Below are 14,561 nucleotides of genomic sequence, written 5' to 3' on the forward strand. Positions count from 1 at the left end.
AGGGGGCGAGATGCCAGGAATGCTGGGTCGGTGGACACCGGGACCACTGCGCATCCTGGAAACGAACACCCCCGCGACGAGGCTCGAGCGCAGAGTGGGCCTCGGAATCGCGGTCCTCGTTCCCTTCTTCGCCGTCATCGGCACGATCGTCCTGTTCTCCCAGGAAGGTCCGGGCTCGACCGGCAGGCGGATACTGTGCGGCATCGTGCTGGCGTCGACGATCCCGGTCGGCGCGTGGTGGCTGCGTCGCGGCATCCGCGTCGCACGTATGCCGGGGTGGTTCGTGTTCTATGCCGACGTCGGCGTCGCGATCGTGCTGTTCACCTTCACCTCTCGCGGATTCGCACTGGCTGTCACGTCGCTGTTCGCCGTCATCGGCACCTATATCGCATACTTCTCGAGTCGGCGGGTGCTGCGGGCGCATGCCGTCTTCGTCAGCATCGTGATTCTCGTGCTGTCCGCGGCAACGTACCTCGAACGCGAGCAGGATCTGCCGGCCGTGATCGCGCAGACGCTCGTCGCGCTGCTCGTCGTCAACTCCGTCATCGCGTTCCGCGCGGTCATCAAGACGCAGCTCGACCTAGCCAACACGGACTCGCTGACGGGCCTGCTCAACCGACGCGGTTTCGATCTTCGCCTCGAACGTCTGCTGTGCGATTGCTCGGCGGGGCAGACCGTCGTGCTGGCGGTCGTCGACCTCGATCGGTTCAAGAACGTCAACGACACCTACGGTCACGCGGCAGGCGATCGAGTGTTGAAAGCGACGGCCGAGCGTCTCGCCGCAGCAGCGCCGCCGAGAGCATGTGTGGCCCGAACGGGCGGTGAGGAATTCACGGTCGCGTCGGTGATGACACCGCCGGACGCACTGAACATGGCCGAACGGATACGGGCGGCACTCGCGCGCATCCAGAACGAGATACCGGTGACGGGAAGCGTCGGCGCCTCGCTCATCTCGGCGGACGCGTGGCGGACATTGCACGCCGACGAGGCTGCGGAAATGGTCCACGCCGCGCTGCTCAAAGCGGACACGGCGATGTACGAGGCCAAGCGGTCCGGCGGCAATCAAGCGAGGGTGTTCACCGGATGAGTCTCGAACCCACCCGGTGAGACCGTCTCAGCGCAGCGCGCTCTTGGGGTCGTTCCACAGCTGATCGGTGAAGTCCTCGAGCGCGACGAGCACGACGGTGTCCTCGGCCCGTCGCAGAATCGACTTGCTGGCCCGCACCTGCACGACATCGCCGGACTTGTCGGTCATGCGCCACAACGAATCGGCGCGTGTCGCGACCGTCGTCAGGAACATGTCCGCGACGTTGACTCCCTCGGGAGCCCGATCCGGGAAGATGTCGTGCAGGTGGAAGTCGGCCCGTTCGGAACGGTCCGTGCCGAACAATTCGTCGAACGCCTCGTTCGCGAAGACGATGGCACCGCTCGGATCGACAGCGAGGATCGGGACCGGAATGCGGTCGAGGACGACCGTGACCGGCAGATCGGGGAATTGCGCCGGATCGGAAATGGGCCGCGAATCGGCATTGCGTCGCTCGCCGCTTCCGCCGACGGCGCTACCGACCGAATTGCTGTCCGTCATGTCTCTCCCCACCTGATCCCTTTCGTGCCGAGCCGGTTTCGACTCAGTGCTCCGGATTGTCCGCCAAACGCTTGAAGGACGCAGCGATTTCGGCTTCTGCCTCTGCGCGGCCGACCCAGTCTGCCGCCTCGACATGCTTGCCCGGCTCGAGGTCCTTGTAGTGGACGAAGAAGTGCTTGATCGCGTCGAGCTCGAACGTCGAGACATCGGAGAGGTCCTGGATGTGATCCCAGCGCTTGTCGCCTGCCGGAACGCACAGGATCTTGTCGTCGCCGCCTGCCTCGTCGACCATCTTGAACATCGCGACCGGGCGAGCCTCGACGATGACGCCGGGGAACACGGACTCGGGCAGCAGAACGAACGCGTCCAGCGGGTCGCCGTCCTCGCCGAGCGTGCCTTCGATGAAGCCGTAGTCGGCCGGATATGCCATCGCCGTGTACAGGTAACGGTCGAGGCGAACGCGGCCACTGACGTGGTCGACCTCGTACTTGTTGCGCTGTCCCTTGGGGATCTCGATGGTGACGTCGAACGGCACGTGCAGCCCTCGCTCTTCTCTTCGTGTCGTGCGTCATGGGCGACGCATGATGCTTCGCGGCGCAAGCGTACCGGACCCAGGGATACTGTTGGATGAACTGCCGACCGGCAGAGCTCGAAGCAGATGGAGGAATGTTGGCGGGCCTGACCAAGCGAATTCTCGGTCCCACCGCCGGCCGGCGACGACGGCGGACGCGCGTCCTCCTGATACTCGTGGCCGTCGTGATCGTGGCAGCAGGCGGGGTCGCGGTCGCGGCAATAGTCCCGACGACGTCCGACGCGGTGTCGGACACGGAGACGGCCCCCGAGCCCGACGCCGTCATGCCGGTTCCGTCGATCGTTCCCTACCCGGACACCGCGCCGATACCGACGCAGGCCGCTCTGACCGCGGCCTTGGCTCCCGTCGTCGGATCGCCCGATCTCGGTTCGTTCACCGGCGTCGTCGCCGACGCCGCCAGCGGTGACGTGCTGTGGTCCTCGTCGCCCGATACGCCGATGACCCCGGCGTCGACGACGAAGGTGCTGACGGCGGCGGCCGCGATGCTGGCTCTGCCTCAGGAACACCGCGTGACGACGAAGGTCGTCAAAGGCGCGGTGCCGGGGGAGATCGTGCTGATCGCGGGAGGCGATCCGACGCTCACCGCGCAGCCCGTCGGCACCCCGGGCTTCTACCCGGGTGCGGCGCGGATCGACGACCTCGTCGAACAGATCTCGAAGGCGGGCACTCCGGTCGACAAGATCGTCGTCGACACGTCGATCTACAACGGTGGGGCGATGGCGCAGGGCTGGTTCGCGCCCGACGTCGCCGCCGGGTACATCACGCCGATCGAACCGATCATGCTCGACGGCGGACGTTCTGTTCCGACCGAAGACGAGTCACCGCGTAGCGCCGAACCGGCACTCGACACCGGTCGTGCCCTCGCGCGCGGGCTCGGTATCGATCCGGCTCGTGTGTCGATCGGCACGGCCGCGCAGGGCGCCGATCAGGTGGCGAGTGTGCAGTCGGCGCCTCTGCGTGATCGTCTCGGCCAGATGCTCGGGCGTTCGGACAACGTTCTCGCCGAAGCGATCGGACGCGAGATCGCCATCGAGACGAACGCGCAGGCGTCGTTCCAAGGAGCGATCGACTCGATCGGACAGACGCTGTTCTCGGCCGGCTACGACCTCGACGGCGTGGAACTGCACGACACGAGCGGCCTGTCGGTGGACAACCTGATTCCGGCGCGGCTTCTCGACGAGATCATGACGAGCGCCGCCGGATCGGGGAAGGCCGAACTGCGTCCGATGCTCGACTACCTGCCGATCGCCGGTGCCACCGGAACCCTGTCCGACCGCTACGCCAGCGCCGATCGCGTCGGAGCCGGTTGGATCCGCGCCAAAACTGGCACACTGTCGACAGCGAGTGCCCTTGCCGGATTCGTCGTCGACGTCGACGGCAGAACACTGACGTTCGCGCTGATGTCCAACGATCGTCCGCCGGAGGTCAGCAGACCTGCGCTCGACGCGGTGGCGTCGACACTGAGGATGTGTGGTTGCCGATGACAGAGCTACAAGGCAAGACAGTGGTACTTGTATGACCGATCGCGACGCGGAGAGCTCGTCGGGCTTCGGCTCGTCGGTCGACTGGGCACTCGCGGCCAGGACCGGCGCCACACTGGCCCCGAAGGAACCGTCGACGTCCCGCTACACCGCGGACGCCGTGGTCACCGAGCTCGCCGACGCGTCCGTGCGAGCCGAGGGGCCGGTGCGCGAGACCACCGGACTCGCCGACGGCCTTCCTGTCCCGCAGGCACGCATCGTCGATCGGGCCGGCTGGATCGACGCGGCCGCGTCGTCGATGAAGCATCTGACCGGTGAGCCGGACTCCGAGCCGTCGGGGCTGCTCGCAGGCAAGCCCGCGGGCCTGCAGGCGGGTGCGATGCTGGCGTTCCTGTCCAGTGCGATCCTCGGCCAGTACGACCCGTTCACCGGTGAGCACGGGACGCTGCTGCTCGTCGCGCCCAACGTCATCGCCGTCGAACGCGCACTGCGCGTGCCGCCCAGCGACTTCCGGCTGTGGGTCTGCCTGCACGAGGTGACCCACCGTGTCCAGTTCTCGTCGGCGCCGTGGCTCGGCGACTACATGCGTGGTTCGGTGGCGGTGCTGTCGGACGGTGTCGACGAGCCGATGAGCCAGTTCGCGAACCGATTGACCGAGGCGTTGAAGAACCGGCGACAGTCCGACAAGGCCGAGGATGCAGGCATCGTCGGCCTGCTGCGTGCCACGCAAGCACCCGAGCAGCGTGACGCCATCGATCGACTGCTCGTGCTCGGCACGTTGCTCGAGGGCCACGCGGACCACGTCATGGACGCGGTCGGACCCGCCGTGGTGCCCGCCGTCGCCCAGATTCGCAGCGCCTTCGACGGTCGACGTCGGCGCAAGACCAACCCGTTGCAGCGCATCGTCCGCGCGTTGCTCGGCATCGACGCCAAGATGGCGCAGTACGTGCGTGGCAAGGCATTCGTCGACCACGTCGTCGGCAAGGTCGGCATGACCGAGTTCAACCGAATCTGGACCGATGCGACGACGCTGCCGAAGCTCGACGAGATCGACGATCCCGACCGGTGGATCGCTCGCGTCCTGGCATGACACCGGTCGCGCCGCTGCCCGAGGGCCCTGCGATCCTCGAGGTTCGGCATGCGGTTCGCGCGTGGATCAGGTCGCGGCCGGGTCCAATTGCCGTTGCGTTGTCCGGAGGCGCGGATTCGTTGGCGCTCACCGCTGCGGCCGTCGCCGAGGCGTCGTCGGTGCGCGCTCTCGTCGTCGACCACGGGCTGCAACCCGGGTCGAACGATGTCGCCGACGCGGCCGCAGCCACCGCGGTTTCGCTCGGATGTGCGGACGCGACGGTGTTGCCGGTGCGCGTCGATCGCGTGGGTGGGATGGAAGCGGCCGCTCGGCGCGCGCGGTACGCGGCGCTCGACGAGGCACGGGACGGCGCGAACGTTCTCGTCGCCCACACCCTCGACGACCAGGCCGAGACGGTGCTGCTCGGACTCTCACGTGGGTCCGGACCCCGGTCGATCGCGGGTATGGCCGATTGGGACGAGCCGTGGGGTCGTCCGCTGCTCGGAGTCCGCCGGTCGGTGACGCGTGCGGCGTGCGAGGAGCTCGGTCTGACGCCGTTCGAGGACCCACACAACGTCAGCAGCGACTTCACCCGTGTCCGGCTGCGGCTCGAGGTGCTTCCGCTGCTCGAAGACGTTCTCGGCGGAGGCGTCGCACCTGCGATGGCGCGCACTGCTGCTCAGCTGCGCGAGGACGCCGCGGTGCTCGACGACCTCGCCTCGGAGCTCCTCGCGTCGGCGCGTGCGGGCGACGAACTCGACGTGACGGTCGTCGCGGACCGCCCCGCTGCGCTGCGGCGCAGGGCAGTTCGCGTGTGGTTGCACGAGGTCGGCGCACACTCGTTGTCCGACAGGCAACTGCGAACCATCGACGACCTGATCGTGCGGTGGCGAGGCCAAGGGGGAGTGGCTGTCGGCGGAGGACCGGCAGGTGCGAGGTTGGTGGTGCAGCGTCGACATGGCAGGCTTGGAGCAGAGCTCGAATGGAGTCTGCTGTGATTCCGGCCGGTCCGAGAAACAGTGAACGAACCTATGAAGGGATGCGCCGTGTACGAGGGCGATATCGAGTCAGTTCTCATCTCCGAGGAGCAGATCAGGACGCGCACCGCCGAACTGGCGGAGGAGATAGCGAAGCGATATCCCGAAGGCAGCCCCGAAGGGGATCTGCTGCTCGTCGGTGTCCTCAAGGGCGCCATCATGTTCATGACCGATTTCGCGCGTGCCCTGCCGATCCCCACGCAGCTCGAATTCATGGCTGTCAGTTCGTACGGCTCGTCGACGTCGTCGTCCGGCGTCGTGCGCATTCTCAAGGACCTCGATCGCGACATCAACGGCCGTAACGTCCTGATCGTCGAGGACATCATCGATTCCGGTCTGACGCTGTCGTGGCTCAAGCGAAACCTGGCGACGCGCAACCCTGCGTCGCTGTCGGTGGTCACGCTGCTGCGCAAGCCCGACGCGATCAAGGTCGACGTCGAGGTCGCCAACGTCGGCTTCGACATTCCGAACGAGTTCGTCGTCGGTTACGGCCTCGACTACAACGAGCGCTACCGCGACCTGCCGTACATCGGCACCCTCGACCCGAAGGTCTACGGAGGCTGAGCGTTCAGCTGTCCATCGACACCGCGCGTCGCAGTGCACGCAGGTCGCTCTCGAGGAGTCGGAAGATCGAGTACGACACGACGAACGCGGCGATACCGCCGACGCACATGACACGCACGACGCCGATGATGTCCGGAATGTCCTCGGCGGGAACGAAAGTGAGTCCCGCGACGGCGACGAGAGGTATCGACGCGGCCACCGCGAGATAGACGACGCTCCGACGGTCAAGTGCGTGGAGTCGTCGGACGTCCTCGCTGTCGGCGTGCCCGTACGGCAGCAGCGACGGGTAGAGACATCGAATCGTGAACAGCGACACCAGAAAGAACGGGTACGCGGTCGCCATCGCGCCGCACACGCCGAGCGACGCGAAGAAGTGCACGTAGGCCTTCGTCGGCACCGCGCCCGCGGCGATCTGCAACGACACCGGATAGGCCACGGCGGCAACGATCCACAGACCGAGGCACACCGCGACGACGCGGTCCGCGACGAGCAGGGTGTCGGCCCTGGTCCGTGCAAGCCGCTCCTCCGACACGGCCCGTCCCGCGCGCAACACATGCGGCACCGAGATGATGCGACGTCCGCAGTACACGATCATCACGAGGCCGAGCGGCCAGGCGATGCCGTTGATGACCGTGCTGACGGCTTCGAATCTGTCCTGCGCCACCTCGGACAGATCGCTGATGATGAGCGCCTTGTTGTGCTGATAGTTGTAGACCGCGGCGATCACATTGGGGATGCCGATGGCCGCCGTCATCACCGGAACGGTGAACGGGCGAACGCGAAACCGCGCACTCGACGGGGGAGGGTCGACGAGACCGCGAGCGTGCGCGTCGAGACACAGGTCGAACTGCTGCGCCAGTTCCCGTCCTGTCGGCCATCGGTCGTCCCGGTTCGCGGCCAGGCACCTCAGCAGGACGCGTCGCAGCGTCGTCGGACAGTGCGGCGGGAGCGAGGACAACGCGTCGTCGGCGACGCCCGCCAACCGCATCCCGAGCAGACCGTCGATCGTGGTTCGGTCTCCCGCCGTCGACCCGACGTCCGTGTCGTCGAACGGCTTCACGCCGGTGAGCAATTCCCACAGCACGACGCCGAGCGAGTAGAGGTCGCTACGAGTGTCGAGATCCTCTGCGCGACCGGGCAAGCCGGGATGGCACGCTTCCAACTGTTCGGGCGACATGTAGGACAGCGAGCCGCCGAAGTAAGCAACCGGACTGTCGCCCTTGACGTTGTCGCTGAAACTGATGTTGAAGTCCGCGAGCTTGGGGACGCCTTCCGCGGTCAGCAGTACGTTGGCCGGTTTGATGTCGCGGTGCAGGACGCCGCGATCGCCCGCGTAGTTCAGTGCCTCGGCGAGCCGCCTGCCGATCCAGGCCACTGTCTCCGGCCAGGTGAGCGTCGAAAGGTAGTGGCGCACAGTGGAATCGGTGGGTCGAAGTCCGCCTTTCATCTCGATGGCGGCGTCGATGGCGTCGAGCAACGTCTGTCCCGAACGCTCGGAGGGCGGGATCTTCCTCGTACGGTGCAGCACGTCGAGCAGCGTCCCGCCCGGAAGGTACTGCATGTAGAGGAGCCGCAGCTTCTTCTCGGGCAGTATCCGTTGATCGAAGACGCGCACGATGTAGTCGTGATCGAGTTGCGCGAGTGTCTGCGGCTCGCTACCGCGATCCTCGGAGATCTTGACGGCGACGACACGTTGCATCGATCGCTGGCGTGCGAGAAACACCCGCGCGAACGCGCCGCGTCCCAGGCCCATCAGAAGATCGAAGTCGTCCAGTCGGTCCCCGTCGTCGAGATCTTCCAGCTCGTCCCTGGTCCGTGGGTGGGTCCACGACAGATCGGCGGTGAACGACCCGGCCGCAGCGGTGGCGGTGGCGGCAGCGGCCTGCGTCGCGTCCGGAACCGCCCGGGCGTCGTGGGTATCGGTCGGTTCGCCCGACGTCGTGTTCAGCAGCTCGGTCAACTCGGACGCCTGATGGGGATACGCGGCGACGTACTCGCGCGGCGACACCGCGTCACCGCCCTGGCGCCTGATGCAGAACTCCTCGTAGATCAGCCCGGGCGGCAGAGACGCGCGATCGAGGTCGAACTCGGTGCAGTACTCCGGCAGGCGCTTGGGCAGACGAGCGCGCAGCCAGCGTTCCTGCAGGTCTATCGAGATCAGTTGCATCAGCCAGCCGCGTCGGGCCGCGTCGGAATCGGGGAGGAACGACGCCAGGTCGGGAGGAGTCGCCCGGTCGGTGGCCAGTGCCATCGTCCAGGCGGCGCGGAACGGACCACCCACGTCGACCGGGGAATCGAACAGCGGTGTCTGCAACGTCCGGGATTCGTCCGATGCGGCCGGGACGCTCTCCTGATTCACGGTGACTCGGTCCGAGCCTGGCTGCACGGTCACTACCATAGACCTGCTCACGGTCTATCGTGCCGTTTGAACGAGACGCCGTCGGGGGTCGGGGAACCTCAGGGGTAGGGGGAACGTTGTACAACGCAGAAGCGCGCTGCGTCGTCGGGCGGTTCGAGACGTATCGGCCCAGCACTGGGCACCTGATGCACCTCGGGCCCGTGTCGGAAGTACGCGGTAGCCTTGAGCATCCGGTAGCGGCCGGACGCCGCTCATCGGAGCAGACTGGAAAGGACGAGGCCGTCTCGGCTGAAGCTGTATGAATCGGAAGACAGTTATACGCAACTTGGCCATCGTTTTCGGCATCCTGCTGGTGATCTACGCCTTCAGCTACTTCGGAAACGACACGCGTGGCTGGAAGACCGTCGACACGTCGGTGGCGATAGCGCAGCTCGATTCGGGCAACGTCGACACCGCGCAGATCGACGACCGTGAGCAGCAGATCCGTCTCGATCTGAAGAACGGAAACGACGCTACCGAGGGCGAGACACAGATCCTCGCGAAGTACCCGGATTCGGCGTCGCAGACCATCTTCGACAAGGTCAACCAGGACGGTCTGCAGAGCTTCAACACCGTCGTCTCGCAGGACAGCTGGTTCTCGTCGCTGCTGCTCTTCCTCCTCCCGATGATCGTCCTGCTCGGACTCTTCGTCTTCGTGATGAGCCGTATGCAGGGCGGTGGACGCGGTGGCGTCATGGGCTTCGGCAAATCGAAGGCCAAGCAGCTCAGCAAGGACATGCCCAAGACGACGTTCCAGGACGTCGCGGGTGCCGACGAGGCCGTCGAAGAGCTGTACGAGATCAAGGACTTCCTGCAGAATCCCGCCCGCTACCAGTCGCTCGGCGCCAAGATTCCCCGCGGAGTCCTGCTGTACGGACCTCCCGGAACCGGTAAGACGCTGCTCGCCCGCGCAGTCGCAGGTGAGGCAGGCGTTCCGTTCTTCACCATTTCCGGCTCGGACTTCGTCGAGATGTTCGTCGGTGTCGGTGCGTCTCGCGTTCGCGACCTGTTCGAGCAGGCCAAGCAGAACAGCCCGTGCATCATCTTCGTCGACGAGATCGACGCCGTCGGACGCCAGCGTGGCGCAGGCATGGGCGGTGGCCACGACGAGCGGGAGCAGACGCTCAACCAATTGCTCGTCGAGATGGACGGCTTCGGTGAGCGCACCGGCGTCATCCTGATCGCCGCCACCAACCGTCCCGACATCCTCGACCCCGCGCTGCTGCGTCCCGGTCGCTTCGACCGTCAGATTCCGGTCGGTGCCCCCGACCTCGCCGGCCGTCGCGCGATCCTCGCGGTGCATGCCGCGGGCAAGCCTGTTGCGCAGGATGCCGACCTCGAGGGGCTCGCCAAGCGCACCGTCGGAATGTCCGGCGCGGACCTGGCCAACGTCATCAACGAGGCAGCTCTGCTCACCGCTCGCGAGAACGGCACGGTCATCACCGAGGCGTCGCTCGAGGAGTCGGTCGACCGCGTCGTCGGCGGCCCGCGTCGCAAGAGCCGCATCATCAGCGAGCACGAGAAGAAGATCACCGCGTACCACGAGGGCGGTCACACGCTCGCCGCGTGGGCGATGCCGGACATCGAGCCCGTCTACAAGGTGACCATCCTTGCCCGTGGCCGCACCGGCGGACATGCGATGACGGTCCCCGAGGACGACAAGGGCCTGATGACCAGGTCCGAGATGATCGCTCGCCTCGTCATGGCGATGGGCGGCCGCGCCGCCGAGGAACTGGTGTTCCACGAGCCGACGACGGGTGCGTCGTCGGATATCGACCAGGCCACCAAGATCGCGCGCGCGATGGTCACCGAGTACGGCATGAGCAGCAAGCTCGGCGCCGTCCGCTACGGCCAGGAGCAGGGCGATCCGTTCCTCGGCCGCTCGATGGGCGTGCAGTCCGACTTCTCGCACGAGGTCGCCCGCGAGATCGACGAGGAAGTGCGCAAGCTCATCGAGGCTGCACACACCGAGGCGTGGGCAATCCTCAACGAGTACCGCGACGTGCTCGACACGTTGGCCACCGAACTCCTCGAACGCGAAACCCTGACGCGCAAGGACCTGGAGAAGATCTTCACCAGTGTCACCAAGCGTCCGCGGATCACCACCTTCAACGACTTCGGTGAGCGCATTCCGTCGGACAAGCCGCCGGTGAAGACGCCGCGCGAGCTGGCCCTCGAACGTGGCGAGCCGTGGCCGCCGCAGCCGATCGCGCCGAAAGTCGTTCCGCCACAACCGTTCCCGCAACCGCAGTACGCCGGTTCGCCGCAGCTGAGCAAGGGGCAGGACGCTCAGGCGGGTGGACGCAACGGCGGTTACACGAACGGTGGGTACACCAACGGTGCGCCGGTCAACGGGTCGCATCCTCAGGGCGTGAGCCCGTACAACGGTGGGCCTGCCCACAGCCAGGGCAACGGCGGTGGCAACAACGGCGGCGGCAACAACGGCGGCGGTTACCGGGCTCCCGAACCGCGGCCGCAGGGTTCGCGGCCCGACTACGGTGCTCCCGCAGGGTGGTCGGCACCGGGCTGGCCTCCGCGCGAGTCGACCGGGCCGAATTCGGGACCGACCGAGCCCGCGTACCAGTCGCCGCACTACCGTCCGCCGCAGTACCAGCCCCCGGAGTATCGGGCACCCGAGTACCAGGCACCCGAGTACCAGGCGCCCGAATACCGGACACCCGGTCATCAGGGGCCGGGTCATCAGGGGTCCGACAACCGCGGCCACAACGGTGACACGAGCCAGGGTGAGGGCCACGACAGCCCGCCGACCCAGCACTGGGATCCGCTCGGCGGTCTCCCGTCGAACCCGGAACCTCGCCCGGACGGCAACGAGACCGGCCGTGACGAGGACGGTGGCCCACGCACCCAGCGCTGGGAAGGGCCGAACGGGCAGCACTAGCTCGTTCTGCGCTTTTGCCCGGACGCTAGGCTGACGAAGAATCCTCGGGGCATCCGAACCCCGCCAACGGAGGTGCGATCTTGGTGTCAGTCAGGCATGCCGGCGACGACGGCGCGGCCGCGGTCAACGGCGTCGGCGAGCTCGTCGCGGTCGAGACGGGGCAGACGTTCGACCAGCCCCGGGCGGAGGCGGCGGTGCGCGAGCTGCTGATCGCTGTCGGCGAGGATCCGGATCGTCCCGGACTCGTCGACACCCCGGCACGCGTCGCACGGGCGTACAAGGAGATCTTCGGTGGGCTCTACACCGATCCCGACTCCGTGCTGAACACCACGTTCGACGAGGGCCACCAGGAATTGGTGCTGGTGCGCGACATTCCGATGTTCTCGACGTGTGAGCACCACCTGGTGTCCTTCCACGGCGTCGCCCACGTCGGCTACATCCCGGGCAAGGCAGGCAAGGTCACCGGCCTGTCCAAGCTGGCACGCGTCGTCGACCTGTATGCCAAGCGCCCACAGGTGCAGGAGCGCCTGACCAGCCAGATCGCCGACGCGGTCATGCGCAAGCTCGATCCGCGCGGCGCCATCGTCGTCATCGAGGCCGAGCATCTGTGCATGGCGATGCGCGGCATCCGCAAACCCGGTGCCAGCACGACGACGTCGGCCGTGCGTGGTCTGTTGCAATCCAGTGCCGCGTCCAGGGCCGAGGCGTTGGATCTCATTCTTCGCAAATGAGCGTGCCCGCCGCACCCGTCGTGATGGGTGTTCTCAACGTCACCGCCGACTCGTTCTCCGACGGTGGCCGGTATCTCGACCTCGACGCGGCTGTCGCGCACGGTCTCGAACTGCGCGACTGCGGCGTCGGCATCGTCGATGTCGGCGGCGAATCGACTCGTCCCGGCGCTGCACGCGTCGCACCCGAGGTGGAGGCGGACCGCGTCGCTCCGGTCATCGCTGCTCTGGCCCGGCACGGAGTCACGACCAGCGTGGACACGATGCGGGCGTCGGTAGCCACGGCCGCGATCGAGGCCGGAGTGTCGATCGTCAACGACGTCTCGGGTGGACGCGCGGACCCGGACATGGCGAACGTCGTCGCCGACGCAGGCGTGCCGTGGATTCTGATGCACTGGCGACCGGCGACGGCCTACGTGCACGCCGGGGGCGTCGAGCACTACGACGACATCGTCGCCGACGTCCGACGCGAATTGCTCGAGCAGGTCGATCTCGCGCTCGCAGCAGGCATCGACGCGTCGAACATCATCCTCGATCCCGGCCTCGGGTTCGCGAAGAACGCGCGTCACAACTGGCAGTTGCTGCATGCGCTGCCGACGTTCGTCGAGCTGGGGATGCCGGTGCTCATCGGTGCGTCGCGCAAGCGCTTTCTCGGATCGTTGCTTGCCGCCGACGGCACACCGCGCCCACCGGCAGGCCGCGAAGTCGCCACGGCCGTCGTGTCGGCCCTCGCCGTCGCGGGCGGCGCCTGGGGCGTCCGGGTGCACGACGCCATCTCCTCGCTCGACGCGGTGGCGGTCGTAGCAGCATGGCAGTCAGGAGGCGCATGAGCGACCGGATCGAGTTGCGTGGACTCGTCGTCCGCGGACACCACGGGGTCTTCGATTTCGAGAAGCGTGACGGCCAGGATTTCGTCGTCGACATCATCGTGTGGATGGACTTGCGTCCCGCTGCGGCCACGGACGATCTGACGCGGACGATGCACTACGGCGAACTCGCCGAGGCCGCGGCGAAGATCGTGGCAGGCCCACCCCGGGATCTCATCGAGACGGTTGCCGCCGAGATCGCCGACGGCGTCATGGCCGACGAGCGAGTCGACGCGGTCGAGGTCACCCTGCACAAACCGTCGGCGCCGATTCCGCTGACGTTCGGCGACGTCGCGGTCGTCGCTTACCGGAGCAGGTCGTGACGCGTGCCGTGCTGTCGATCGGCAGCAACATCGGAGATTCGCTCGCGCATCTTCGATCGGTCGTCGACGCGCTCGGCGATCGGCTCGTGGCCGCGTCGGCCGTCTACTCGTCGGAGCCTTGGGGAGGCGTCGAGCAGCAGGATTTTCTCAACGCGATTCTGATCGTCGACGATGCCGCTCGGGGGCCGTGGGAGTGGCTCGACTTCGCCCGTGCATGCGAAACGGCTGCCGATCGTGTCCGCGTGCAGCGATGGGGGCCACGCAGCCTGGACGTCGACATCGTCGTGTGCGACGACGTGAGCAGCGACGATCCCGAATTGCTTCTGCCGCACCCTCGTGCGCGCGAGCGGGCCTTCGTTCTGATCCCGTGGCTCGACGTCGACCCGGCTGCGACGCTCGAGGTCGACGGCACGGTTCGCCCTGTCACCGAGTGGCTCGCTGCCCTCGGCGCTGACGAGCGTGCGGGCGTGCGTCGAACCGACATGACGCTCGACACACCGGAGTCCGCGTGAAACCGACTCGTGTCTGGGATCTGATCGGTCTTGCCGTCATCGCGGCCGTCGCCACGTGGTTGCTGGTGCGCACGTTCTACGGATCGGTGCCGCCCATCCCGGTCTACGCAGGCGCGTCGCTCTATCCCGTCGCGTTGGTCGAGACGATCCTCGCGTTCGTGATCCGATCCAGGGTCGACCGGCGTCAGATCGGCGCGGGCCCGCGTCAGATTCACCCCATCACCGCAGCGCGAGCCTTGGCTCTGGCAAAGGCTTCCGCACTGGTCGGTGCTGCTGCGACCGGCGTATGGATCGGATTCCTGCTGCACGTGATGCCGATGGTGTCGACCGTGCGTGCGGCCGCCTCCGACCGAGCGGGCGCGATCGTCGGACTCGTCGCGGGTGCAGCGCTCGTCGGCGCTGCGCTGTGGCTCGAACACTGCTGCCGCACGCCGGACGACTCGCCCGACGAGCCCACGCCGTGAGCCTCGCTCGTACCGTGTGAACACGACGGTCTTGTGAATCGAA

At 67.0% G+C, this 14,561-nt stretch carries 14 protein-coding genes; 11 read left to right on the forward strand and 3 right to left on the reverse strand.

The features are described 5' to 3' along the window. Window positions 1-10: 10 nt before the first annotated feature. On the forward strand, window positions 11-1,087 hold the full coding sequence (locus DK926_RS20590; RefSeq protein ID WP_114331949.1) for a GGDEF domain-containing protein: 1,077 nt from the start codon (window positions 11-13) through the stop codon (window positions 1,085-1,087). Between the two features lie 27 nt (window positions 1,088-1,114). Here DK926_RS20590 and DK926_RS20595 read toward each other — a convergent pair whose 3' ends face one another. Then, entirely contained in the window at window positions 1,115-1,585 is a 471-nt protein-coding gene (locus DK926_RS20595; RefSeq protein WP_068423227.1) for a PAS domain-containing protein, read from the reverse strand. Between the two features lie 43 nt (window positions 1,586-1,628). Beyond that, on the reverse strand, window positions 1,629-2,120 hold the full coding sequence (locus DK926_RS20600) for an inorganic diphosphatase (RefSeq protein WP_068423225.1): 492 nt from the start codon (window positions 2,118-2,120) through the stop codon (window positions 1,629-1,631). A gap of 131 nt (window positions 2,121-2,251) precedes the next feature. On the opposite strand from DK926_RS20600, the gene dacB reads away from it, so the two are divergent. Genes dacB through hpt form a run of 4 tightly spaced genes read left to right on the forward strand, consistent with a single transcriptional unit; the run spans window position 2,252 to window position 6,328 of the window. Next, window positions 2,252-3,661 carry a D-alanyl-D-alanine carboxypeptidase/D-alanyl-D-alanine-endopeptidase gene (dacB, locus tag DK926_RS20605; RefSeq protein ID WP_114331950.1) on the forward strand — a complete coding sequence of 470 codons (1,410 nt, stop codon included), beginning with the start codon at window positions 2,252-2,254 and terminating at the stop codon, window positions 3,659-3,661. A gap of 31 nt (window positions 3,662-3,692) precedes the next feature. Continuing rightward, window positions 3,693-4,748 (forward strand): zinc-dependent metalloprotease, encoded by a 1,056-nt coding sequence (locus DK926_RS20610; protein WP_114331951.1) that lies wholly within the window; start codon window positions 3,693-3,695, stop codon window positions 4,746-4,748. Continuing rightward, complete coding sequence (tilS, locus tag DK926_RS20615; RefSeq protein ID WP_165839637.1) at window positions 4,745-5,725, forward strand: tRNA lysidine(34) synthetase TilS; 981 nt, start codon at window positions 4,745-4,747, stop codon at window positions 5,723-5,725. The genes DK926_RS20610 and tilS overlap by 4 nt, the downstream gene beginning before the upstream one ends. A 48-nt stretch (window positions 5,726-5,773) precedes the next feature. After that, window positions 5,774-6,328 (forward strand): hypoxanthine phosphoribosyltransferase, encoded by a 555-nt coding sequence (gene hpt / locus DK926_RS20620; protein WP_068423317.1) that lies wholly within the window; start codon window positions 5,774-5,776, stop codon window positions 6,326-6,328. Between the two features lie 4 nt (window positions 6,329-6,332). Here the strand turns inward: hpt and DK926_RS20625 are convergent, their stop codons facing one another. Further along, a complete protein-coding gene (locus tag DK926_RS20625) occupies window positions 6,333-8,726 on the reverse strand; it encodes a serine/threonine-protein kinase (RefSeq protein WP_114331953.1) in 2,394 nt (797 codons plus the stop codon). A gap of 259 nt (window positions 8,727-8,985) precedes the next feature. Between DK926_RS20625 and ftsH the strand changes: the two genes are divergently transcribed. The 6 genes from ftsH to DK926_RS20655 all read left to right on the forward strand — a co-directional run bounded on the left by ftsH (window position 8,986) and on the right by DK926_RS20655 (window position 14,518). Further along, a complete protein-coding gene (ftsH, locus tag DK926_RS20630; RefSeq protein WP_114331954.1) occupies window positions 8,986-11,625 on the forward strand; it encodes an ATP-dependent zinc metalloprotease FtsH in 2,640 nt (879 codons plus the stop codon). A gap of 83 nt (window positions 11,626-11,708) precedes the next feature. Next, window positions 11,709-12,356, forward strand: coding sequence for a GTP cyclohydrolase I FolE (folE, locus tag DK926_RS20635; protein WP_114331955.1), 648 nt, complete (start codon window positions 11,709-11,711; stop codon window positions 12,354-12,356). Continuing rightward, a complete protein-coding gene (gene folP / locus DK926_RS20640) occupies window positions 12,353-13,183 on the forward strand; it encodes a dihydropteroate synthase (protein WP_207890875.1) in 831 nt (276 codons plus the stop codon). Before folE ends, folP begins: the two co-directional genes overlap by 4 nt. Continuing rightward, complete coding sequence (folB, locus tag DK926_RS20645) at window positions 13,180-13,542, forward strand: dihydroneopterin aldolase (protein WP_114331956.1); 363 nt, start codon at window positions 13,180-13,182, stop codon at window positions 13,540-13,542. The genes folP and folB overlap by 4 nt, the downstream gene beginning before the upstream one ends. Then, entirely contained in the window at window positions 13,539-14,054 is a 516-nt protein-coding gene (folK, locus tag DK926_RS20650) for a 2-amino-4-hydroxy-6-hydroxymethyldihydropteridine diphosphokinase (protein WP_114331957.1), read from the forward strand. The genes folB and folK overlap by 4 nt, the downstream gene beginning before the upstream one ends. Continuing rightward, complete coding sequence (locus DK926_RS20655; protein WP_114331958.1) at window positions 14,051-14,518, forward strand: DUF3180 domain-containing protein; 468 nt, start codon at window positions 14,051-14,053, stop codon at window positions 14,516-14,518. The genes folK and DK926_RS20655 overlap by 4 nt, the downstream gene beginning before the upstream one ends. The last annotated feature ends 43 nt before the right edge of the window (window positions 14,519-14,561 follow it).

Source organism: Rhodococcus sp. Eu-32, assembly GCF_003336925.1.
In the GTDB taxonomy this organism is placed as follows: domain Bacteria; phylum Actinomycetota; class Actinomycetes; order Mycobacteriales; family Mycobacteriaceae; genus Rhodococcoides; species Rhodococcoides kyotonensis_B.